At 44.8% G+C, this 24869-nt stretch carries 14 protein-coding genes; 9 read left to right on the top strand and 5 right to left on the bottom strand.

Annotated elements, in window-relative coordinates; all coding sequences use genetic code 11:
* Positions 1–18: 18 nt before the first annotated feature.
* From ACFGVR_RS12510 to ACFGVR_RS12490, 5 genes are all read right to left on the bottom strand, one after another.
* On the bottom strand, positions 19–3231 hold the full coding sequence (locus tag ACFGVR_RS12510) for a SusC/RagA family TonB-linked outer membrane protein (protein WP_448697486.1): 3213 nt from the start codon (positions 3229–3231) through the stop codon (positions 19–21).
* A 514-nt stretch (positions 3232–3745) separates the two neighbouring features.
* Positions 3746–7849, bottom strand: coding sequence for a two-component regulator propeller domain-containing protein (locus ACFGVR_RS12505; protein ID WP_448697484.1), 4104 nt, complete (start codon positions 7847–7849; stop codon positions 3746–3748).
* Positions 7850–7971: 122 nt separating this feature from the next.
* On the bottom strand, positions 7972–10149 hold the full coding sequence (locus tag ACFGVR_RS12500) for a glycoside hydrolase family 3 C-terminal domain-containing protein (protein ID WP_448697482.1): 2178 nt from the start codon (positions 10147–10149) through the stop codon (positions 7972–7974).
* Positions 10150–10401: 252 nt separating this feature from the next.
* Entirely contained in the window at positions 10402–11175 is a 774-nt protein-coding gene (locus ACFGVR_RS12495; protein ID WP_448697480.1) for a polysaccharide lyase family 7 protein, read from the bottom strand.
* Between the two features lie 42 nt (positions 11176–11217).
* Entirely contained in the window at positions 11218–12123 is a 906-nt protein-coding gene (locus ACFGVR_RS12490) for an alpha/beta fold hydrolase (protein ID WP_448697479.1), read from the bottom strand.
* Positions 12124–12315: 192 nt separating this feature from the next.
* Between ACFGVR_RS12490 and ACFGVR_RS12485 the strand changes: the two genes are divergently transcribed.
* From ACFGVR_RS12485 to ACFGVR_RS12445, 9 genes are all read left to right on the top strand, one after another.
* Positions 12316–15597, top strand: coding sequence for a SusC/RagA family TonB-linked outer membrane protein (locus ACFGVR_RS12485; protein ID WP_448697478.1), 3282 nt, complete (start codon positions 12316–12318; stop codon positions 15595–15597).
* Positions 15598–15639: 42 nt separating this feature from the next.
* On the top strand, positions 15640–17496 hold the full coding sequence (locus ACFGVR_RS12480; RefSeq protein ID WP_448697476.1) for a RagB/SusD family nutrient uptake outer membrane protein: 1857 nt from the start codon (positions 15640–15642) through the stop codon (positions 17494–17496).
* Between the two features lie 116 nt (positions 17497–17612).
* Positions 17613–18347, top strand: a complete 735-nt coding sequence (locus ACFGVR_RS12475) for a FadR/GntR family transcriptional regulator (protein WP_448697474.1) — start codon at positions 17613–17615, stop codon at positions 18345–18347.
* Positions 18348–18365: 18 nt separating this feature from the next.
* Positions 18366–20507, top strand: coding sequence for a heparinase II/III domain-containing protein (locus ACFGVR_RS12470; RefSeq protein WP_448697472.1), 2142 nt, complete (start codon positions 18366–18368; stop codon positions 20505–20507).
* Between the two features lies 1 nt (position 20508).
* Positions 20509–20844 carry a cupin domain-containing protein gene (locus ACFGVR_RS12465; RefSeq protein WP_448697471.1) on the top strand — a complete coding sequence of 112 codons (336 nt, stop codon included), beginning with the start codon at positions 20509–20511 and terminating at the stop codon, positions 20842–20844.
* Position 20845: 1 nt separating this feature from the next.
* Positions 20846–21733, top strand: coding sequence for a prolyl oligopeptidase family serine peptidase (locus ACFGVR_RS12460; protein ID WP_448697469.1), 888 nt, complete (start codon positions 20846–20848; stop codon positions 21731–21733).
* On the top strand, positions 21730–22608 hold the full coding sequence (locus tag ACFGVR_RS12455) for an alpha/beta hydrolase fold domain-containing protein (RefSeq protein WP_448697468.1): 879 nt from the start codon (positions 21730–21732) through the stop codon (positions 22606–22608). The genes ACFGVR_RS12460 and ACFGVR_RS12455 overlap by 4 nt, the downstream gene beginning before the upstream one ends.
* Positions 22605–23888, top strand: a complete 1284-nt coding sequence (locus ACFGVR_RS12450; protein ID WP_448697466.1) for an MFS transporter — start codon at positions 22605–22607, stop codon at positions 23886–23888. Before ACFGVR_RS12455 ends, ACFGVR_RS12450 begins: the two co-directional genes overlap by 4 nt.
* A gap of 2 nt (positions 23889–23890) precedes the next feature.
* Positions 23891–24643, top strand: coding sequence for an SDR family NAD(P)-dependent oxidoreductase (locus ACFGVR_RS12445; RefSeq protein ID WP_448697465.1), 753 nt, complete (start codon positions 23891–23893; stop codon positions 24641–24643).
* The last annotated feature ends 226 nt before the right edge of the window (positions 24644–24869 follow it).

Genomic DNA, 24869 nt, shown 5'->3' with positions numbered 1-24869 from the left:
GTTAATCTCTTTAAAAAATTAAAACTGTGCGTTAATTCCCAATGTGAAAACACGCGGTGAAGGATATCTTCCCAGATCCAGGTTCATTAAAGTAGGGTTTTGGTTAAATGATCCTACTTCAGGGTCTAGGCCGGGATACTTGGTAATCAGAAACAAATTTTGCCCGCTTGCGTATATTTTTAAATTGGTCATGGCAATATGTTTGGCCCATTTGCCAGGCAGGTGATAGCCAAGGGTAACATTTTGTAACCGTAAAAAAGAAGCGGTTTCTAAAAACCTATCAGACATGACCAGGTTGGGATTGCCCAAACCGCCACGCGGGGCCGGTACATTTGAATCGGGGTTGCTTGGTGTCCAGAAATCTGCTGTAGATGCTAACTGGTTCTGGTATAATCCCGATAAACCGGCGGTCTGATATTCCAGCACATTCAATACTTTGCCTCCGTAAGAGCCATAAAAGAATATAGATAGGTCGAAATCCTTATAAGTGAAATTATTTGTAAAACTATAAGTAAATGTAGGGTTAGGGTTGCCAAGCGCTACCTGGTCGTTCACGTCAACCTTGCCATCGTTATTGGTATCAACATATTGCAGATCTCCCAGCCATATGGTATTGCCCTGCTGATTACTAACTACCTGGGGCGAAGTACCGGTAACGTTTTGAGGGTGGGTAGCCAGGTATGCTAACTGCGCCTGTGTTTTAACTACCCCCTGCACCTTATATCCGTAAAATTCGCCAATAGGCTCGCCAACAATTGTTCGGGTTACCGGTAAGCTAACATAAGATGTATTAACGGTTTGACTAATAGGCGGTGCACCGTTTAACGAGGTTACAGTATTTGAATAATGTGTAAATGTTATTGTTGTGTTCCATTTAAAATCATTGCTGATAATGTTGTGGGTATTGATGGTGAATTCGAAACCCTTATTTTCAATATTACCTGCATTGATATAAGGCGGCGAAATACCTGCAGGATTATCGCCGTACTCGTTAGGCCCCCCTAAAAGAAAATAAGGTAAAGGCTGCCGGAACAAAAAGTCTTTGTTTGTTTTGTCATAATAATCGGCAGTCGCATCAACACGGCCATTAAACAAACTAAAATCAATACCCAGATCTTTTTGAATAGATGTTTGCCATTTTAAATTTGGATTGGCCACATTAGCTATGATAAACCCTGTGCCAAAAGCTGTAGCTGCCGGTTTAAGCGCTGAACCATAGGCGTACTGCGGAACGCCCGAGTTACCGGTTGTACCGTAACTGGCTCTGATCTTGATATTATCGGCCACTTTTTTTACTGCGGCCATAAATGATTCTTCCGATAACCGCCATGATATTGCTGCTCCGGGGAAATAGCCAACCTGGTGGCCCGGTGCAAAATTTGAGCTTTTATCACTACGTATATTAGCTGTAATACTGTATTTGTTGTTATAAGTATAGATCAACCGGCCGAGGTACGATTCCATTACCGAGCTGCCTGCACCTTCATTAACAGTTGCCCCAACGGCGTTTGCCACCGCGATGCTCTGTACATTGTTGCCGGCAGCAAAACCTACGCCCGAAAGAGGGAGGTAATTGTAGTTTGATTGCCAAACTTCGCGGCCTGCTAAAGCGTTCAAATTACTTTTGCCCCAGGTATGCGAATAGTTAAAGTATTCTTTCCAGCTCCAATAAACGCTGTTGGTAATTGCCCGGTTCAATACGGCAGTGGCATTTCCAAAAGCGGGAGCGCTACCTGTAGCACCATAAGAATAAGTTGGATTAAAGGTTTGACCATTAGCCCAATTAAAATCACCTCCAAGCTCAGAGTGCAGGCTGAGGTCCTTGAAAAATTTGATATCAGCGTATACATTTCCATTTATCTCGCTCCGGGTTGTATTGTTACTGATATTTAGTGCTTGTTGAACCGGATTTGGGCCACCTTGAATGGTACCGTTAACTACTGCAGGACCGGCAAATGAGCCATCGGCGTTATACACCGGGGCATCGGGCGCAGCTAACAGGGCATTGTAAACAATACCGGTATTGCTGCCCAAGCCAACTTGCTGATCGCTTCGGGTGGCGCCTATAGATGTACCCATCTTTAGCCAGTCTTTTGCCTGTGAATTAATGACGGCGCGTAAAGTATAACGATCGAAATTATAACCTAAAATAGTGCCATCCTGCTTAAAGTAACCTGCCGAGAGGTAATAATCTGATTTATCGGTCCCGCCTGATATAGCCAGGTTATGGCTTTGTTCGGCGGCGGTACGAAAGATCGCTTTCTGCCAATTAGTACCGGGGCCTAACACACTGGGGTTTGCAAATTCGCCCCGGGGTTGGATACCAAAAGCAACAGCCAGCCTGTTTTGCAAAGCGGCATATTGCTGCAGGTTATCTACAGCTAAAAATTTGCCTTGTTGCTGCAAGCCCACATACCCATCATAAGTTACTTTGGCATTGCCGCTTTTACCGCGCTTGGTGGTAACTATTACCACACCATAAGCACCTCTGCTACCATAGATGGCGCTGGCCGAAGCGTCTTTTAATACGTCGATCGATTCGATGTCGTTTGGATTAATCATTGCCAATGGGCTTACCGAAGTTTCCATATTGGATGACCCTGGGCTGTTTAACTGAGCGCCACCGCTATAGCCGTTGGCAGCATTGCCGCCTATCTCTACGCCGTCTATAACGTACAAAGGTTCGCTTTGCCCGAAGTTACTGATACCGCGTATATGGACAGAGGTTGCGCTGCCCGGTTCGCCGGAATTTTGCGTAACCGTTACGCCTGCGGCTTTTCCCTGCAGCAACTGATCTATGCTTGACTGTGGGATATTCTGTATGTCCTTGGCGGAAACCGAAGAAATGGCTCCGTTTACATCGCCTCTTTTTTGCGTACCATAGCCAATGCCAACCACTTCAACATTGCTTAATGTAGTGCTGGCTAATTTTAGTGTTACATTGATAACGGTTTTATTCCCTATTGTTACTTCAACAGGGGCCATGCCTATAAAAGTAAACCGCAATACTTTGCCATTTGCAGGTACATTAATGGTATAAGCACCGTTAATATCGGTACTTGTAACAGCTTTAGTATCTTTAACGGTAACCGTTACGCCGGGCAGCGTAACTCCCTTCTCGTCCACGGCTGTACCTTTAATGGTAACTCCAGGCCCATCCTGGGCATATACGGCGCAATAACTTATAACAAGTAGTGCGGCCAATAATGCTTTTTGTAAAATTTTTCTCATAATGGTTGGTTAATTAATGTTGTAAGTAGATGGTTTGTTAATAGTTATCTTCATTTTTTAGTATAGTTAAACAATCGGTTGCATAATATTTTCGCGGTTAGATATTGGTATACTTAGCTTGAACAAATTTTTAAATAGCATGGCATGAGCGATTGTGCTGACTTAGAAAAACTCCGGGTCATCGCATATTAATTGTTATCGGCTCTCTCTGATCAGGTTTTAACTGACCAGTATAATTGGTTATTGGTTACAACTCTCCTTACAATAGTTACTGCAAATGGATGGACGAATTGTTTTACTGAAATAAAAGTACAATGGTATATGTATACAAATGTGGATTAATAGGGACACAAATGTCAACCCATATTAAAAACCTCATTATCAATTAATTAATTAACAAACCAGGATCGTAAATATTAAAAATAAATATAAAATAAGCACATCAGAGCCCTATATTATATCTGGTATAAACAGCATTAGGGGGAAATCAATGCTGTATGTTGACATTAGTACCCTATACTTCGGTATGAGCCTTAGCCTCTATGTAGTTTGAGGGCGACACATTATATTCGGCTTTGAAAGCCTTTACAAAATATTTCTGGCTTTTAAAACCAACCTTATGGCATATTTGCGAGATGGTTAAATATCCGTGCTCTAACAATTGGGCGGCTCGCTTTAAGCGGATATGCCGGATAAACTCATTTGGCGTTTTGCCGGTCAAAGCCAATATCTTTTTGTATAAAGTATACCTGCTCACAAACATCTCGCTGCTCAGTTCCTCAACAGAGAAGTTAGGATTGTTGATATTCTCTTCTATCAAACGCAATAACTTTTGCAGAAATGCTTCTTCCGGCGAATCGATCAGTTCTTCGGTAGGTTTAACCTCAACCTGCTTTTGATAGGTTTTGCGCATATTTTCCTGTTGCGCCAAAATATTTTTGATCTTGGACAGCAGGATCTCAAAATTGAAAGGCTTGGTTAAATAATCAGTTGCGCCGGTTTCGAGACCTTTCAACTGCTGATCTTCACCAATGAGCGCTGTTAACAAGATCACGGGGATGTGGGTGGTGCGCGCGTCGTGCTTGATCTTCATACATAGTTCTATGCCATCCATTTCGGGCATACTGATATCACTTACCACCAGGTTTGGATGCAGGGCCAGGGTTTTTTGCCAGCCCTCACGGCCATCAACAGCCTCGATGATATTAAAAGCGTGTTTTAAATTGTCCTTGATGTAAAAACGAAAATCGTAATTATCCTCAACGATGAGTATTGTTGGTTTTTTGCTTACGCCGTTATTCTCTTCAACATGTTTGTTTTCCGGCGGAACCGGAATTGCCCTGTTTGGTGCCAGAGCTGCCCTGGGCTGTATGGCAAACGGTACCACCTTTAATGGAAGGGTTACGGTAAAACAGCTGCCCTCGTTCATTTCGCTATCTACGGTAATGGTGCCGTTATACAAACGCACAAACTCTTTGGTGATAGATAGCCCTATCCCACTGCCCTGGTTAACCATTGAACCGGGGATATCATTCTGGAAAAACGGCTCAAATATCTTTTCTTTCTTTTCGTCCGGGACACCTATACCGGTATCGATCACTTTGATCTGCAGGTTACATTCGAGCGGGTTTGCCGACTCAACAGCATCTACAAGTAAACTGACGTGCCCACCATTAGGCGTAAATTTAAACGCGTTTGAAAGCAGGTTGAATAAAATACGTTCAATCTTATCCTGGTCGAATTCGCAATTCAGCACCTCGATCTCCGAATCAAAAACAAAGCTGATGTTCTTTTTTTCGCCAATATCAATAAACGAGTCAGCGATATCCTTGATGAATGAGATGATCTCGCCCTGTTTAACATGCAACTTCAGTTCCTGAAACTCCATTTTTCTGAAATCGAGCAACTGATTAACCAGGTTTAACAAACGCCGGGCATTACGGTTAGCAAACTCCAACTGGGTTTTTATTTCGGTTTCCCTGATCTGTTTCAACACCTTATCAATAGGTGCCATAATGAGTGACAATGGTGTGCGGAACTCGTGGCTAACATTAGTAAAGAACTTGATCTTCATCAGGTCGAGTTCGTGCATGCGTTTTGCCTCTTCGCGCTCTTTTTCCAGCTCAAATTGTGTGCGTATCTTTTGGATACCGCGCTTCCTGATGAGCAGTAAAATTCCAACAACGGCCATCGCGTAAAGCAAATAGGCAAAAGGCGTTTTCCAAAATGGCGGCAATATGTGTACCGTTAGGGTAAGTTCGTGGGCAGGTGCATTATCGCCAACAGCGCGCACTTTAAAATAATAATCCCCGGCATCAAGGTTGGTATAAGTAGCGCTTTGAACCGTTTTATCTGTTTCTATCCATCGGTTATTAAACCCTTCCATTTTGTACTGAAGCTTTACCTTATCGGGATTGAAATAGTTTAACGAAGCAAATTCAATGCTGAAAACATTTTCATCGTATTTTAAGGTTACCTCTTTTGATGAGGTGATGGATTGGGTCAAGATAACATGCCCGTTTATTTTATCGCCAACCCTAAGGCTCTTATTAAAAACCTGGAAATCGGTGAACGCCAGGTCGGGGGTGGTAGTATTGACATGTATCGCTGATGGTTTAAAGATGTTAAAACCATTGCCGCCGCCAAATACCAGTTCGCCATTACGGGTTTTGCACGATGCATTGATGGTAAACTCGCGCCCCTGCAGGCCATCTGTTTCGTTATAATTTACAAACTTGAATTTCAACGCGTCGTTAGGCCCCGAAACGATAATGTTAGATAAACCATTGAGTGTACTTACCCACATATTGTGCGCGTCATCCTCCTGGAAATCTAACAGGGTATTATCAGGCAAACCATCTTCCTTAATAATGTTTGTAAATTTTTGTGTTGCCGGGTTAAATATGCTTATGCCTACGCGTGTGCTTATCCACATCAATCCGCGGCTGTCTTGAAAAACACTGTTGCTGTTGTTATTGATCAGCGTATTGGGGTTGCTATCGCTGTGAATGTAATTAATAAAGGTATTGGTTTTCTTGAGCAGCACATCTATGCCGTAATAGGTAACTACCCACAGGTTTTTCTGCCTGTCTTCGCAAAGGCCCGATATATAATTTGAATGAATAGAGTTAGGTTGGTCATTCCTGTAATGGGTAAATGTTTGCGTTTGCGGATTAAATAAATTTAACCCGCCTGCCAATGTACCTACCCATAAATTATGAGATGAGTCTTCAAGTATGGACCATACCCGATCTTCGGATATGCTGCCCGGCACAGCATCGTTATGTTTATAATGTATAAAGTTTTTTCCGTCAAAACAATCTAGCCCGCCAAAATAGGTTCCGATCCATAATTTTTGATCGTGATCGAGACACATCGTTATGATTACGTTGTTAGATAAGCTATTGGGATTATTCTTATCGTGCAGGTAACTTTTAAAAGCGCCGGTTTTCCGGTCAAAATATATTAATCCGCCACCGTTGGTACCTAACCAGAGGTTACCGTATTTGTCTTCGATAAATTTATTGATATCGTTAAAAGGTAAGCTTTGGGGGTCGGACAGGTAATGGGTATAAAGCGGGAACTTGATAATATTTTCGTGATAATAACTAATGCCCTTTTTGTAGGTGCCTATCCATACGATGCCGGTATTATCCTTGTACATGGATATAATGCTATTTTGACTCAGGCTTTTATTATCATCTTCTTTGTTCATCAAAACGTTGAATTGAAAGCTGTTCTTATCTAAAATACTGATGCCGCCATGATCGGTAGCTATCCAGATGCGGCCCTTGTCGTCCTGTATGATACCCGAAATAATGTTGGCGCGCAGCTTATCAGGTCCCTCACCTTTACCAATGTGCCTGAATACCTTTTTATCTGCGCTCAGGTAAAACACACCCGATGAGTAAGTAGGCACATAAGCCCAAAAATCATCTTTGTTATCAATAAATAGTTTGAATGGTAAATTGGAGAATGTATAGTTATTGCTGATCGCGTCCGAATGATAAATCACGGTGTTAGTTTCGGGATTTAAACACTCCAGCGCTCCCCTATAATAAATAAGCCATATATTGCCTTTGCTATCCAACGATACATCGCACACGGAGTTGGAGCTAACGCTGTTAGGGTTACCCGGTATATGTGCAATATGTGTTGTTGTTTTAGTTTTACTGTCGTACTTATAAACTCCATATACAGCGTGAATGAACCAGAAATTGCCGTTTCTGTCTTTTTTTACTGCAGTGATATTGGCATCGGGGATATTGAATGATTTTAAATAATTGCCCGTATTGCGGATAAAAATTTCTTTTACCGGATCGTAAATATTAAATCCTTCGGGGGTTTTTACCCACATTTTATTGTCGGGGCCTTCGGATACGCTTACAATAAAGTCATCGTTGAGGCTGGTGGTATCGCTTACGGAGTGCTTAAATACTTTAAATTTATAACCGTCGTATTTATTTAATCCCGAAAGGGTACCGAACCACATAAAGCCCTTGCTGTCCTTCATGATGCAGGTTACCCAGTTGTGCGACAGACCGTTATTGATATCTAACCGAGAAAACTGAAACTGATCATGCTGCGCTTTTAAGCTGACACTTGTAATAAGCGACAAAAAAAGAGCGATAAACAATTTATACCGCATAATAATTGGTTGTGCTAAGTAGTTTTAGAGAGCCTAACAAATATACATTTTGGCGGGCCGGTAAGCAATCACTCACAAGGATATCTGCAACATTAATCGATATTGATGACTGTTGACTGCCTGATATCGCGTGATGACGAACCTACCGAAATTTTATATTGCCCCGGTTCAACTATCCATTTTTTGCTATTTTCATCAAAATAAGCCAGATCGGATGCCTTAAAGTTTAAAGCTACCTGTGCAGCTTTGCCGGCGTTAACAGCAATTTTTTGAAAGGCTTTCAGCTCTTTTTCGGCCATCTCAACTTTAGGGTTTATTTTGCTTACATAAAGCTGCACTATCTCCTTGCCGGCGTATTTGCCGGTATTGCTTAGCTGCAGCGATGCGGTAATTTTGTCGCTTTTTTTGTAGGCCTTTTTATCCGTTTTAACTGCGGTGTATTTAAAACTGGTGTACGATAAGCCGTAACCAAAGCAGTACAGTGGTTCTATTTTTTTGGTATCGAACCATCTGTATCCTACCAAAATACCTTCTTTATAATTTGCCGTTAGCTTTTCGCCCGGGAAAGTGTGCAGCGCATGCGCAGGCGAATCGTCAAGTTTAGCCGGGAAAGTAAACGGTAATTTACCCGATGGGTTTACCTTGCCGGTGATCACATCCGCCAAAGCGTTACCACCCTCCGAACCGTTAAACCATGACCAGATGATGGTATGGTTATTCTTTTTGATCTCGTTAAGATCATAAGGCGCACCGGCAATTACTACAATAATGGTATTGGGGTTAGCTGCGGTAACCGCATCAACCAATTGCTGCTCGCCGAAAGGCAAGGTTAAGTTCGGCCTGTCGTGCGCTTCGCTTTCGTAATCGCGGTTTGAGCCAATAACCAAAATAGCTACATCGCTCTTTTTTGCCAGTTCGGCTGCCTGGCTGATCAGTTCGGGATTGGGCTTATTGGCGTTCTCTTTTTGCTGTGCATTATAGTTCACTTTATAGTTGCCCTTATAGCCTTGCGCAAATCGAATATCAATATGATTACCTAACCGGTTTTTCAATCCCTGTAAAGCGGTAACCTCATATTTGGCTTTTACCCCGGCACCAAAACCACCGGTTGCAAAGGTGTGGGTGGCATTGTCGCCGATAACAGCTATGCTTTTTACACCCTGGGTATTAAGCGGCAATAAATGTTTTTGATTTTTGAGCAATACAATGGATTCGGCAGCGATATCATATACGGCTTTGCTATGTGCCGGGGTATTGAGGCTTCCGGACATTGGGTGTGGTACCAGCGAGGTATGATAAATTACCCATAATATGCGGTGTACTTTTTCGTCGATCAGTTTTTCGCTCACCTTGCCTTCTTTTACCGCTTCAAACAACGGATCGGCAAAGTACCACTTTTCAAACGGCCCGCTTGAACCCATTTCCAGATCGAGGCCATTTTTTGCTGCGTTAACGGTGCTGTGCGTACCGCCCCAGTCGGACATTACCAAACCCTTAAAACCCCATTCGCCTTTGAGTATTTTGTTTAAAAGAATTTCGTTTTCAGAACAGTGCGCCCCGTTGATCAGGTTATAGGCTGACATGATGGTGTAGGCATGTCCCTGCTCAATAGAAGCCTTAAATGCAGGCAGGTAAATTTCGCGCAAAGCACGTTCGCTTACTACTGCATTGATGCTGTCGCGCCAGCTTTCCTGGTTGTTAACCGCAAAATGCTTTACACAGGCAGCCACATTTTGGCTTTGGATACCTTTAACAGATGATACGGCTAACTGCGCATTTAAAAACGGATCTTCGGAGTAATACTCGTAAGTACGGCCGCAAAGCGGTGTGCGGCAAATATTAAAGGCCGGCGCCAGTATGATATTTTTTTTGCGGGCCAGGGCCTCCTGCCCCATTGCTACGCCAAAACGATAGGTCAGTGCGGTATTCCAGGTTGCGGCTACGGCCGAACCGTTTGGAAAAAAGGTTGCCGAATCGGTTTTAAGATTAAGCGGAGCCCAGGTAAAACGGCCAACATCTTCGCGCACGCCTAAAGGCCCGTCGTCATAGGTCAGTTCGGGAATACCCAGGCGCTTCACTCCTTCTGATGAAAAAAGAGAATTACCATGCAGCATGGCTATCTTTTCTTTAAGCGTCATTTTTTTAATGATGCCATCGATCTTATTATCGAGCGTTGCTGCCGGTTTGGTTTGCGCATAGCCGGTTTGAATGCTCAAAGCGGTAATACAAATGGCTAAAAACCCATTGATCTGAATATTGCTCGATCTCATAAAATATTTAAATGTCGTTTTTAATTGGTCAAACCGGTTCTCATTCCGGCGATGCAGGCACAAGGACCCGGCATCTGTTTGTAAATGTAGGCGACTAATATTAAACCATTGTGCATTTATAGGGGCGCAAATGTCAACCCGCACATTTGCGTCCATTGGGCAGCTAAAATATCAAGTCAATACGGTATGAACACAAAAAAAGCCTCTTTAAATTAATCAAAGAGGCTTAAGATATAAAGGGCCAGTTAAGCTTTATTCGTGTTTTACCCAAACGTTATAGATCTCGACTTCACCGTAAGCATTGCATAATTCGCCTGCTGTGGTTTTTTTGCCTTTGCAGGATGACTGCACATAAGCGCCCGCTTTAAAGTAAGCGCCGCTGTAGCTGCCTTGATACGTATATTTGAGATCGCCGTTGTAATAGCATTGGGTTTGGTTGTTACTAACCACAAATTTAGCGTTGAAGCGGGTGCCTAATCTGTAATTATCATCCAGGGTAAATGTACCACCATGATTTACTGATACGAGCAAGCGCTTATGTTCTAACCGGAAAAAAATGATATACTCATCAGCATTGTGGATCTGGCCGATCACGATCTGATCGCGAACATCGGGCAGATGGGTAACTGCCTGCTCGATAAACAAAGTATGGGTACCCGATGATGATGACCAGTCGGCATTAGTTTTACCATTATTGATCATTTCGCGCAGTTCTGATCGCGGGAAGTTGGAGCCTTTGGTAGTGGCGCCATCTACATGCGCCTTAAAGCATACCCCATCACCCTTTTTATTGGAAAAGAAATACTCTTTATTGCTGTAAATGCTCAGTTGGGGTTGCTTAATATCATCGGCAACGCCATCGGGCCTGGTGCTGATGGGCAGGGTGATCTTCCAGTTGGTGAGATTCAATATTTTAGACGGCAGGATGCTATCGGCTGCAGCCGGAAAAGGGTTATAGTATGTATGATGTGCCTCAACTTTGGATAAGGCAAGCAGGCAGATGAGTGGTAAAAAGAGGTATCTCATGTAATTTAATTTCTGTAATAGATGGTATGATCGGGATTTGGTTTATTGGTGTAGTCCCAGTTCTTTTAAAAAGGCCATGTAAGCGTTCACTATTTCAGTTTTCTTTTCGGCAGGAAATTTACCGTGGCCCCCGCCGGGCACCGTAATAAACTGGCTTTTAACACCCATTTGCTGCAATTTTTGGTAGAGCTCAACCCCTTGCTCATAAGGCACTATCGGGTCGGCATCGCCATGCACCACAAAGGTTGGCGGGCTATCTTTTTTAACATAGGTAAGCGGCGATACTGATTGTGCGAAAGGCTGATCGTTAGCACGTTTATCCAGCCACATGGTTGCCGATTTACTGGTGCGGTGCGGCCCATGTGCCCAATCCCAAACATCGGTAATACCCGACTGGCTAATGATGGCGGCTACCTTTATTGTTTTTGTTGTTTGGCAGTTGGTATCGAAATGATGATCGTTAGCCAGCAAACCGCCCATTAAGGCCAGGTGTGCACCTGCCGAGCTACCCATAATAACGATCTTGTTGACATCCACATTCAGTTCGCGGGCGTGATCAATAATATAGATGAGCGCACAGCGGATATCCAGTACAGCAGCCGGTGCCGGGGCGGTTTGCACCAGGCGGTACTCCACATTGGCTACAACATAACCTTTTTTGAAAAATGCACTGAAACCCGACTGGTCTTCTTTGCGGCCTTTGTTCCAACCGCCACCATGGATATTGATCATCACCGGCGACAAACCTTTGTCTGTGGAAGGCTGGTACAGATCCATGCGGCCATCCCAACCATCTACTTTACTGTAAACAACATCCATTTTTGTGGTGTAGTTTGCGGGGATCTTTACCTTAACGGGGGTTTTGGCAGTATCTGAGCTTTCGATGTCCTGGGCTTTGGCTGCAAAAACTGCAAAAGCTAAAAATAGAATACAGCATAATTTCTTCATGGTGCGGTGTGCAAATATTATATTTGTAATTATTAATTGGTTGACCAGATTGGTTGACCAAATATGGATACTTTATTTTATATATGCAAAAAATTAATTTGAGATTAATTTTCGGGGAAATTTGGAAATGAAGTTTTAATTGGTAATTTTGGTCAACCAATTATTGGTAAACCAATACCAATTAACCCCCATATGAAGAAAAAACCTTTACTTAAACTAAGTACCCTCTTTTTTTTAACCCAAAAAAGATCATGTATTTTAACTGGCGAGTCGCACTTGAAGTGGGATAGCATTGATGTATATCGCTATTTAACGGCAATTGCATGCGTGATATTGATGCTGATATGCTCCTTATCATCGTTTGCTCAAAATAATACCGTTACCGGGACAGTAAAAGATTCGCATGGTGAATCACTTATCGGCGTAAGCGTGCGGATAAAAGGCGGTGGCGCAGGTACTGCCACCAATATTGATGGTAAATACAGTATAGCTGTTAAAGATAAGCAGGCTGTGCTTATTTTTAGCTATATAGGTTTTACCCCGATAGAAGAGATTGTTGGAGACAGAAAAAGCATTAATATAACCCTGCTTGAAGAACCCAAAAACCTGAACGAGGTTGTGATTTTGGGTTACGGGCAGGTGCGTCGCCGCGATTTGACCGGGTCGGTAGGCACGGTTGACATTGACGATCTGAACAAAGCCCCGGTAAAATCATTTGATGATGCGTTGGCAGGCCGTGTTGCCGGTGTGCAGGTTACCTCGCCCGACGGGCAGCCGGGAGCCGCACCAACCATTGTTATCCGCGGCGGAAACTCGGTTACCCAGGATAACTCGCCGCTATATGTTATAGACGGCTTCCCGATAGAAAACTATAATAACAATGCCATTAACCCGGCTGATATCGAATCGATAGAGGTTTTGAAAGATGCTTCGTCGACAGCAATATATGGTGCACGTGGTGCGAACGGTGTAATTATCATCACCACTAAAAAAGGAAAAAGCGGGCCGCCGCAAATTACCTATAATGCTTATTACGGCATACAGGCTAATATTAAGACCGCCAGGGTGATGGACCCATATAACTATGTAAAATACCAGGTGGAGGTCGATTCGCTGTTCAATGATCAATTGTATGATATTTATAATCCGGTTACCAACCCAACAGGTACGCACAGCCTTGAAAGTTACCGCGAAGTACCCTCTATCGACTGGCAGAAACAGATCTTCCGCAAAGCGGGGATGCAAAGCCATTCGCTGGCTATAAGGGGCGGTAATAAGGATACCAAGTATACCATTAGCGGGCAATATTTTGGTCAGGATGGTACCATCATTCAATCTGGCTTTAAAAGGTATCAAGGCAGGATCACTTTAGATCAGCAACTGAATACCAAACTACGCGCCGGTATCAATACCAATTACAGTTACCTGATCACCAATGGTAAACAGATCGGCGGGGAGTACTCTACTTCTGATCCATTACTGATCAATACCTGGCGCTACAGGCCGCTTGCCTCACCGGGCGAAGACCTGAATGCCTTGCTAATGAACGCACAGGACCAGGATGTGGTGTCGTCAACCAATTACCAATGGAACCCTGTATTAACCTTACAGAATGAGATACGTGTGCGCTACTCAAACCTGTTTACCGCCAACGCTTTTTTAGAGTATAGCTTTACCCCCAACTTAAAATTAAAAGTTACCGGCGGCATTAATACCAGTAGTGTGGAGTATGATCAGTTTAATACCTCGAACTCAAGATTAGGCAGCCCGAACAGCCCGCTGGGTCAGGGCGGACCGAATGGCTCGGTAACCTATACCAACAAGACTAACCTGGTGAATGAAAATACGCTAACTTTTAATAAAGTATTTGCCAACAAACATGCCGTAAATATTCTGGCCGGCTTTACTGTTGGACAAAACACTCAATCGACAAGTGGTGGCGGTGCTATACTGGTGCCTAACGAAACTTTGGGTGTAAACGGGTTAGATCAGGGTACACCCTACTCTATTACCAGCTCAAAATCGGTTAATACGCTGGCCTCTGTTTTAGGGCGCATCAACTACAGTTATAACTCAAAATACCTGGCTACGGTAAGTTTAAGGGCCGACGGTTCTTCTAAATTTTTGAATGATAATGTTTGGGGATATTTCCCGTCGGGATCGTTAGCATGGCATATCAGCGAGGAAAAGTTTTTAAAATACAATAAAGTAGTTTCGGATGCTAAACTGCGTGCAAGCTATGGTATAACCGGTAACAATCGGGTTAGCGATACCGCGCCTTACTCGTTATTGGGGCAGGGCGGCGCCGGCGGTGCTTATACCCCGGGCAATACCTACATCAGCGGTGCTTACCCGATAAACCTGGCCAACCCTAACCTGAAATGGGAAAACACTGCCGAAACAGATATCGGTTTAGACCTTGCTTTTTTTAACCAGCGCATTATTTTAACTACTGATGTGTATAACAAAAAAACTACCAACCTGCTGCTTAACGCCTCGCTGCCAGGCGTAACAGGTTATACCACCGCTTACGAAAACATCGGTGCTACGCAAAACCGCGGTTTGGAGTTTACGCTGACCACCACCAATGTGTCTACCAAAGATTTCAACTACACCAGTACATTCAACATCTCGTTTAACCGTACTAAGGTTTTATCTTTAACGTCGGGGCAACCGTATTTGTTGACCATCCAGAAATGGGGCAATAATACCATTGCCGAAAGTCCGGGTTTTATAGCGCAGGTTGGCCAGCCGGTAGCCATGTTTTATGGCTTAGTTTCGGATGGCGTTTACCAGAACAGCGATTATACCCAAACATCACCGGGTGTGTACGTGCTCAATCCGGGCATACCAACTTATAATACGACAACCGGACTAAAAACTCCGGGAGCGTGGAAATTTAAGGATATTAACGGCGACGGCGTGGTGGATGTAAATGACCTGACCACCATTGGCAATCCTAATCCGCAGTTTATTGGTGGTTTTTCAAATAACTTTAGCTATAAAGGTTTCGATCTGAATATCTTCTTCCAGTTTAGTTACGGTAACCAGGTGGCCAACCTTAACCGGATACCGCTGGAAGGCGGTGGTGGGGTATCAAACCCCGTAGGTGTTAACCAGTTTGCAAGCTATGCCGACAGGTGGACGCCCACCAATCCGAGCAATACGCTTGCACGTGCCAATGCAGGGCCAAGCGCACCAAGTTTCTATCCATCGCGTGTTATTGAAGATGGCTCGTATCTGCGCTTGAAAACAGTGAATTTGGGTTACCGCTTTAAACCCGCAGTAATGCAGAAAGCAGGGATCAAAGGATTGCGGATCTATGCATCGGCACAAAACCTGTATACCTGGACCAAATACACCGGCCTGGATCCTGAAGTTAATTCGTTCCCATCGGCCCTGACACCAGGTTTGGATTACTCGGCATACCCAAGGGCAAGAGTGGTTACTTTAGGTTTAGATGTAAATTTTTAAGGTTATCAAACACAGATAGCTGACAAATTAAAAGATATTGAAATGAAAAATAAGATTGGCATATTCCTGATGATCGCCGCGCTGAGCGGGATGACATCATGCAAAAAATTTCTGACGCAGCTGCCGCAGGATTCTGTTGCGCCGCAAACCTATTATAACACTACCGACCAGCTGAATTCGGCACTGGCAGCCGTATATGCTGAACTGGGCAACAGCGATGAAGCTACTTACTCGCGCTTTTTATCGCTTGAAGCAAACGCATCCAATGATGAGTATTACCTGCGTAGCTCGAGTGGTGTGGCAGCTTCGGTTTATAATACAAGTTCATCGTATGCAAATTTTATCAGTTGCTGGAACGACCTGTATACCGGTATTGAACGGGCCAACCTGATATTGGAACATTTACCCACTTCGGCAGCGCCGCAGGCAACTAAAGATGAGATCAAGGGCGAGACTTTATTTTTACGTGCCTACTACTTTTTTATACTGACAGGTTATTGGGGCGATGTGCCTTTAAAGCTGCACTCTACAACCGGGGTAACTGATATCAACTATCCCCGCGTACCCAAAAAACAGGTTTATGAGCAGATCATCAAAGACATGACCACTGCCGAAGGTTTGGTCAATACCTCGACCGTGTGGAACAATAACGGCCGGATATCAAAAACCGGTGTTGAGGGAGTTTTAGCACGGGTTTGTTTACATGCCGCCGGCAGATTAAACGATGCGACCTATTATCAGCAGGCAGAAAACTGGGCGTTAAAAGTTGTGAATAGTGGCATCCACAGTTTAAACCCTGATTACAAACAGATATTTATTAACGAAAGCCAGGATATTGAAGATATTAAAGAATGTATCTGGGAAATTGAGTTTTACCGCGATGATGCCGGGATATACCGCAACTACGAGCGTTTTGGCTCAACCACCGGTATCAATAATACCAATTCGGATTATGGGTTTATGCAGGCACAGTATATTACGCTGGGCACTTATTACAACCTGTTTGGCAAAGGCGACCTAAGGCGCGACTGGACGATGAGTCCGTTTTATTACTCGGGTAACGATGCCGCCAATGGTAAGATCGCTACGCCAACAACAGCAAACTGGGGCAGGCCGCTATCCAAATGGCGCCGCGAATACCAAAAACCGGATGTGATAACCGTTAAAAACTTTGGCCCTACAAACTGGCCACTGCTGCGGTACGCCGATGTTTTGTTAATGCTGGCTGAAGCCGATAACGAGATAAACGGCCCCACAGCTACCAACCAGGGTTATGTAAACCTGGTTAGGGAACGTGCTTACGGTAACGTTTTAAACGGCCGGGTGGTTAACAACATTGCTATTACAACAGCAGGTGCAGGTTACACCACCGCACCAACCATCACCATCAGCGGCGGTGGCGCTACCCGCAACGCTACAGCTACAGCAACCGTGGCAAGCGGTAAAATAACTGCGATAACCATTACCGATGGCGGCGCATCTTACACATCGGTGCCAACCATTACCGTAACAGGCGGCGGGGGTACCGGCGGCGTGCTTACAGCAACCATCAGCAATTTAAGCGATGCCGACCTGGTGGCCTCGCAATATTCGAGCAAGGCGGTGTTCAGGCAGACGATCATGGATGAACGTTCGCGCGAGCTTGGCGGCGAGGGGCATCGCAAGCTCGACTTGTTTCGCTGGCACACTTTCCTGAGCACAGTAGCAAATTTAGTAACGGTGATACCGGTACAGGCGCCAAGTGCTTCGGCATCATCAACCTACGGTTATACCGGGCGCACAAGCGCGACCACCCCGTATAAAAATGTATCGGCAAGGGATACGCTGTTTCCAATACCGATATCGGAGCTGACACTGAACCCGGGCATACCATTTAGTGCGCAAAATCCGGGATGGTAAGTAATTAACACTGATAATTAGGCAATTATCACATAATAATTAAATAAAAAAGAGTAGTTATTTATAAAAAATTAATTATACTTTTGGTAAACCAAATTGGTTGACCAAATTACAATATGCAGAACATCATCAGAAATATACAGGCTATACAGGTTGAATCGTCTGTAGATAAGATCATCCTCCAGTTAAAGCAACTGATCACCTCGGGGCAATTAAAGCCCGGCGATCGCCTGCCGGCTGAAAGACAACTGGCTGAGAAATTAGGCGTAGGCCGCAGCTATGTGCGCGAAGCGATCCTGAAGCTAGAGTTTTATGGCCTGCTCAGAACATCGCCGCAAAGTGGTACTTATGTATCTGGCCTGAGCATTAAGGTATTGGATAACCTGATCAGCGATATCATTAAGTTTAACAAGGATGATTTTAGCGCGCTGATAGAGGCCCGCTATTATGTTGAACTGGATGCCGTACGCCTGGCAGCAGAAAGACGCACCGAGCAAGATGTAATTGAACTGAAGGCCGCTTTAGAAGACTATGAATTGAAGATAGAGCAAAACCTGAACGCGGTTGAAGAGGATATGCTTTTCCATATCAAGATAGCAGGTGCTACAAAAAACTCGGTGATCGAATCGATGATGATCGTGCTGGTGCCTGATCTGATCAAAAACATTATAGACAATAATATTTGCGGTAAGGACAGAAGCAAAATAGCAGTTAAAGAACACCGCGAAATTTTTAAAGCAATACAGGAAAGAGATGTTGATGCCGCTGAAAATGCGATGGCCGCGCATTTAGACGAGGTTTTACAGGTGGCGCGTACGGCGTTTGCTGCCAATCAAATTGTAAATAAATAACGGCGACGTTTTAGGATTATGAAACCATTTTATCGATTGATATCGGTATGCCTTTTGGCGATACCCGGCAGTAGCTTTGCCCAAACCCATCCCAACCTGATGCTTACGGCAGGCAATATCGCCGCTGTGAGAAGCGGCTGTGCAAGCAGTCCGCTGCTTAAAAAATCGTACCTTGAGGTAAAGGCCAAAGCTGATAAGGCGCTGGCCGAAAAGATGGATGTGCCCCTACCTAAGGACGGCGCGGGTGGTTACACGCACGAGCAGCACAAAAACAATTCGCAAAATATTTTGGCCTGTGGCGTTGCCTACCAGATAAGCGGCGACCCTAAGTATGCCGCTTACATTAAAACCATGCTGCTGCAATATGCCGCGCAATACGAGCAATGGCCGCAACATCCCAAAAGGAAAAGCAACCAGATACCGGGCAAGATATTCTGGCAGTGCCTGAACGATTTTGTATGGCAGGTAACTGTGATACAGGGTTATGATATGGCCTATAATGCTATCCCTGCAAAGGACAGGGCTACCATTGAGCAGCACCTGTTTATCCCGATAGTAAAATATTTTACTACCGAGTGTAAAGAAACTTTCGACCTGATCCATAACCATGGTACCTGGTGTTTGGCAGCTGTGGGGATGACGGGTTATGTGATCCATCAACCTGATTATGTAGAAATGGCGTTGAAAGGATCGGCTAAGGATGGTAAGACCGGCTTTTTAAAACAACTGGATGAGCTGTTTTCGCCAGATGGTTATTATACCGAAGGCCCTTACTATCAGCGTTACGCCATTATGCCTTTTGTTGCTTTCGCGAAAGCGATACAGCAAAATCAGCCACAGCTCAACATTTTTAAATTTCGCAATAACATCCTGGCGAAGGCCATACATGCCGCGCTGCAAACTACTTATACAACAGGATATTTTTTCCCGGTGAATGATGCGATGAAGGATAAAGACTTTTCGTCGGAAGAACTGGTTTACGGTGTGGATGTGGCTTATGCAGATATCCTGCCTGAACCAGATCTACTGGACATTGCCAAAAAGCAAGGACACGTAGTGATATCGGATGCTGGCTTAAAAGTATCAAAAGCGATAGACCAGGGCCTTACCAAACCGTTTGGCTACAAAACCCTATTTTTAAGCGATGGTGCTAAAGGCAACGAAGGCGGATTGGGTATTTTGCGGTTTGGCAGCAATACATCGCAGCAATGCGTATTGTTAAAAGCTGCGGCACAAGGTATGGGCCACGGGCATTTCGACAGGCTGAACCTGCTGTATTACGATAACAATACCGAAGTATTCTCGGATTACGGATCAGCACGTTTCATCAATATCGAATCGAAATCCGGCGGTGATTACCTGCCTGAAAATAAAACCTGGGCTAAGCAAACTATTGCTCATAATACAGTTACCGTCGACCAGGCATCGCAATACAAAGCCAACTTAGAAAAATCTGAAGCGGCACATGCCTCGCTGGTGTATTTTGAGGATAAAGGTAATATACAGGTGGTGAGCGGCCGGGAAGACAGCGCTTACCCTGGCGTGGGCTTATTACGCAGCAGTATTTTATTTAAACCGGAAGAATTAAAGAAAGCTTTATTGATCGATGTTTTCCAGGTGAACTCGGAAGCCGATCATCAATACAGTTTACCGTTTTGGTACCAGGGCGTGATCACCGATGCCTCGTTTAAATTCAGCGCTGTAACAGACGATCTGAAAGCGATGGGCAAAGACAATGGTTTTCAGCATATCTGGCTTAACAGCAATAATGAGCTGGCCGAGCCGACCGGTTACATTACCATGCTGAACAACAATATTTTTTATACCACGCATTTTACCGGCACATCGCCTATGAAGGTAAAACTGGTAACCCTGGGCGCAGGCGACCCGAATATGAACCTGCGCAACGAGCGAGGTTTTATTTTGGAACAGCATAAAAACGGAAGCCAGGCATTTATCAGCATTACCGAAACGCACGGCAAAACCGACCCGACATCAGAAACCACATCGGGCGCAAAAAGTAATATCAGCGATGTAAAGATCATCGGTAATGATGCTGCGGGCACCGCCTTTAGCTTTACAGTTAAAGGTGTGAGTTATACCGCGAAACTCGACTACAACAGCAAAACCAATTTTATCCAGATCACTAAAACAAAATAACATGGCGCAAAGCGATTTATTCCAGATAGAGAACGAGATCGAGTGGGAAAAACCTGCCGAAAAGATACAGCGGCAGATATATGGCTACGACGACAAAATTATGCTGGTAAAGGCAAAGTTTGAAAAAGGCGGCGTGGGGACTATCCACAAGCACCCGCACTCGCAGGTAACTTATGTGGAGAGCGGCGTTTTTGAAATGCACATTGGTGATGAGACCCGCATTATTAAAAAAGGCGACGGCTATTACGTACCGCCCGAAGTTTTACATGGCTGCGTTTGTTTGGAAGATGGTTTATTGATCGATGTATTCAGTCCGCTGCGTGAAGATTTTATTTGATATGAAGAAGTTTTTGTTTGTTGTTTTAGCGTTTGCCGCGATGACCGCGCACGCGCAGGAAGCCGGCGATACGGTACAGGCTAAAAAGCCTGTTACCGTACCCAAAGGCTTTGCCAAACAATTGGATGTGGTGTATACTCATGCCAGCGGTGTGGATGTTAAAATGGATATCTACACCCCGCCAAACCAAGGTAGCCCAACCCCGGTGATGATCGTGATACATGGTGGGGCCTGGGCAAAGGGTTCGAAGGATGGCATTGGTGGTTTTGGTCCTTTTTTTAAGGCCGGCTTTGCTATAGCCAATATTGATTACCGTATGGTGCAGGTGGCCAAGGCCCCTGCCGCTATTGAAGATACCCGCTGCGCGCTGATCTACCTGATCAAAAATGCAGCGGCACTGAACATCGATACCAAAAAGATCGTGATCATGGGTTCATCGGCCGGGGGGCACCTGGCATTGATGGGTGGTTTATTAGCCAACGACCACAGGTTTGATACCAACTGCCCGGGCGTTGACAATATTAAAGTAGCCGCCATTATTGATAAATATGGCATTGCCGATGTGTGGGATTGGGCCTATGGCGTTTTGCACAGCCGGTCGGCAACCAATTGGTTAGATGTACATTCAAAAGATAAAGCTTTTACGGCATCGGTCTCGCCAACTACTTATGTTACGGCCAGCAGCCCTCCTACCCTTATTGTGCATGGCGATGCGGATGACCATGTGCCTTACCAGCAGTCGGTTGACCTGTATCACCAGTTACAGAAAGCAGGTGTTAAAACCGAAATGATGACCGTTGAAGGCGGCAAGCACGGCGGCTTTACACGAGAAAAGAACAACGAGATAAACGAACACATTTTTGCATTTCTAAAAAGCATCGGGATATGAAGTTAACGATCATTGCTTTATTACTTACTACAGGTTTGCTTGCTGCACAAGCGCAGGATACCGCCAAGGTTAAAAAAGAAGTTGCCATACCGGCAGGTTTTACCAAACAGTTGGATGTGGTTTATACCCAGGCCAACGGATGGGATGGAAAAGCAGATCTGTACCTGCCGCCCAACACCGGCAAGCCCACCCCGGTAATTATCAATATACACGGCGGCGGATGGAACCATGGCTCGAAAGACGACCAGGGCGGGTTTAATATCTTTTTTAAGCTGGGTTATGCGGTTGCCAATATGGAGTATCGCCTGATGCAACAAGCCAAAGCACCGGGTTGTGTTGAGGATACCCGTTGTATGCTCATTTACTTAATTAAAAACGCCAAAACGCTGAATATCGATCCGAATAAAATTGTGATCATGGGTGGTTCGGCTGGTGCTCACCTGGCTTTAATGGGCGGTTTACTGGCTAACGATCATCGCTTTGATACCAATTGCCCCGGCGTTGACAATGTCAAAGTTGTGGCCATTATTGATAAATATGGTATTGCCGATGTGTGGGACTGGGGTAACGGCGTGATCAAAAGTAAATCGGTAGCTAACTGGCTTGGCGGTAATAACACGGCCGAATTTGCCAAATCGGTATCGCCCATATTTTACGTCAATAAAAACAGTCCGCCGACCTTTATTGCGCATGGCAATGCCGATACAACGGTGCCGTACCAGCAATCGGTTGACCTGCACAAAAAGTTTTTGGAAATGGGTGTTAAAACCGAATTTATGACCGTTGAGGGTGGCGGCCACGGTAAATGGACCAAAGAGCAGAACGATGAAGTGAACAAAGGGATCTTGAAATTTTTAAAGGAAGTGGGTATATGAAGATCAAGGGCCTGCGCTGGTATATTATTACCCTTATCGGGATAGCCACCATTATTAATTATATTGATCGTAGCGCCATTAACATTATGTGGCCCTACATTTATAAAGAGTTTGGCATTACCGATGCGGACAGTAAAAATGCGCTCGCGCTGATCACGACCTTTTTTATGATAGCCTACGCCCTTGGACAAACCTTTACCGGTAAGTTGATGGACAGCATAGGCACCCGTTTGGGGATGGCATTTTCCATTGCGCTGTGGAGCGTTTCAATCGCACTGCACTCGCTGGCACGGGGGTTATTCTCGTTTAACATTTTCAGGTTTATGCTGGGTTTTGGCGAAGCCGGCAACTGGCCGGGTGCTACCAAAAGCAATGCCGAGTGGTTCCCGGCGAAGGAAAGGGCAATAGCACAAGGGATATTTGGTGCAGGAGCATCATTGGGATCGGTAATAGCGGCGCCTATTATTGCCCTGCTTTTTATGGCATTTGGATGGAAACTAACATTTGTTTGCGTGGCCGTACTGGGTTTGGTATGGCTTTTACCCTGGCTGCTGATCAACAAAAACACTCCTGATAAACACCCCTGGATAACCAAAGAAGAACAGGAGCATATTTTATCGTCGGTTAAAAGCACCAATGCTGCGGTCCCTGAAAAAGTATACACCTGGAAAGAGTTATTAAAGTTTAATGATACCTGGGGCATTATCCTCGGCAGGTTTTTTATCGACCCGGTTTGGTGGTTGTTCGTTACCTGGTTGCCTACCTTTTTAAAGGAGCAATTTATGTTTGATATTAAACAGATCGGTGGGTTTACCTGGCTGCCATACCTGATTGCCGCCTGCGGCAGTTTACTGGGCGGTTACTATTCATCGGTGTATATCAAACGGGGGAAGGATGCAGCTAAGTCGCGTAAAAACGCCGTTACAATTGGGTGTGCCTTGATGCTGATCGCATTGATCGGTTTGGTGATCTGCCTGTCGCAATTAAAAGCTAACCCGGGACTGGCGATGGCACTCATCAGCGTAACGCTGTTCGGTTTCCAGTTCCTCATCAATAACCTGCAAACCCTGCCTGCCGATTATTTTAATGGTAAAAATGTGGGCACAGTAGCGGGTATGGGCGGCACAGCCGCTGTGGTAGGTACACTGTGTACAACCTGGGCTGTACCGCTAATTACTAAAACAGGATATCATTCATTTTTTATACTGGGCGCGGTGCTTGTACCGCTGGCCTGGTTATCGGTCGTATTAATCAAATCAAAAAAACTAAAAGTTAAATAAAAATGCGTTTAAAAAACAAAGTAGCCATAGTAACCGGCGGTGCCCGTGATATTGGAAGAGCTGTATCGATCAAGTTAGCCTGCGAGGGTGCGAGTGTGGTGGTTAATTATTTCAATAAAGAAGAGGATGCCAAAGAGACCATCAACCAGATCACGGCTAATGGCGGTAAAGCGATAGCCGTGTACGGCGATATGACCAAGGCCGAAGATGTGAGCAATTTAATAGCCAAAGGGCAGGAAGCTTTTGGCGAAGAGATACACATGCTGATCAACGTGGCCGGTGGGCTGGTTGCGCGTAAAGGCACCCTGGAAATGGAAGAAGAGTTTTGGGACCTGATATTTGACCTGAATGTAAAAACAGTGTTCCTGGCATCGAAGGCGGCGCTGCCGTTTATGAAAGCAGGCGCTTCGATCATCAATTTTTCATCGCTGGCCGGGCGCGACGGCGGCGGTCCGGGTGCATCGGCTTATGCTGCGGCCAAAGGTGCTTTGATGACCTATACCCGTGCGCTGGCTAAAGAGCAGGGTCCTAAAGGGATCCGTGTAAACGCGGTAGCCCCGGGAATGATCGCTACTGCTTTTCACGATACGTTTTCAAAACCGGAAGTAAGGACAAATGTAGCCAATGCTACCCCCCTGCGCCGCGAAGGCCAGGCAAAAGAGGTTGCCGACCTGGTAGCCTATTTGGTAAGCGATGAATCGAGCTTTGTTACCGGTACCAATATCGATATTAACGGAGGCCTGGCCTTCTCTTAAATCTGCAAAAGCAGTAAATAAAAAAGGATATAACTGTGGGTTATATCCTTTTTTCAATCTATCCCACACAAGTGGCCACCTCTTCAAAGCCGGTTAAAAAGCCTATCATCCCGGTTGAAAATATTTTCATACAAATATTTGGAAATCAAAATAAAAGCTTGCATATTTGGTTAACCAATTAGCTGGTTAACCAAAATATCGAGATCACGGTCCCGCTAAGCGATTA

It is taken from the genome of Mucilaginibacter aureus (assembly GCF_053514885.1).
The sequence above is the reverse complement of the archived record's forward strand: the minus strand, read 5'-3'. Positions and strand labels throughout refer to the sequence as shown.

Excerpts from the sequence above, each read along its gene's own strand:
- ACFGVR_RS12510 (WP_448697486.1), bottom strand. The coding sequence starts at position 3,231 with ATGAGAAAAATTTTACAAAAAGCATTATTGGCCGCACTACTTGTTATA.
- ACFGVR_RS12500 (WP_448697482.1), bottom strand. The coding sequence starts at position 10,149 with ATGAGATCGAGCAATATTCAGATCAATGGGTTTTTAGCCATTTGTATT.
- ACFGVR_RS12495 (WP_448697480.1), bottom strand. The coding sequence starts at position 11,175 with ATGAGATACCTCTTTTTACCACTCATCTGCCTGCTTGCCTTATCCAAA.
- ACFGVR_RS12490 (WP_448697479.1), bottom strand. The coding sequence starts at position 12,123 with ATGAAGAAATTATGCTGTATTCTATTTTTAGCTTTTGCAGTTTTTGCA.
- ACFGVR_RS12485 (WP_448697478.1), top strand. The coding sequence starts at position 12,316 with ATGAAGAAAAAACCTTTACTTAAACTAAGTACCCTCTTTTTTTTAACC.
- ACFGVR_RS12480 (WP_448697476.1), top strand. The coding sequence starts at position 15,640 with ATGAAAAATAAGATTGGCATATTCCTGATGATCGCCGCGCTGAGCGGG.
- ACFGVR_RS12475 (WP_448697474.1), top strand. The coding sequence starts at position 17,613 with ATGCAGAACATCATCAGAAATATACAGGCTATACAGGTTGAATCGTCT.
- ACFGVR_RS12470 (WP_448697472.1), top strand. The coding sequence starts at position 18,366 with ATGAAACCATTTTATCGATTGATATCGGTATGCCTTTTGGCGATACCC.
- ACFGVR_RS12465 (WP_448697471.1), top strand. The coding sequence starts at position 20,509 with ATGGCGCAAAGCGATTTATTCCAGATAGAGAACGAGATCGAGTGGGAA.
- ACFGVR_RS12460 (WP_448697469.1), top strand. The coding sequence starts at position 20,846 with ATGAAGAAGTTTTTGTTTGTTGTTTTAGCGTTTGCCGCGATGACCGCG.
- ACFGVR_RS12455 (WP_448697468.1), top strand. The coding sequence starts at position 21,730 with ATGAAGTTAACGATCATTGCTTTATTACTTACTACAGGTTTGCTTGCT.
- ACFGVR_RS12450 (WP_448697466.1), top strand. The coding sequence starts at position 22,605 with ATGAAGATCAAGGGCCTGCGCTGGTATATTATTACCCTTATCGGGATA.
- ACFGVR_RS12445 (WP_448697465.1), top strand. The coding sequence starts at position 23,891 with ATGCGTTTAAAAAACAAAGTAGCCATAGTAACCGGCGGTGCCCGTGAT.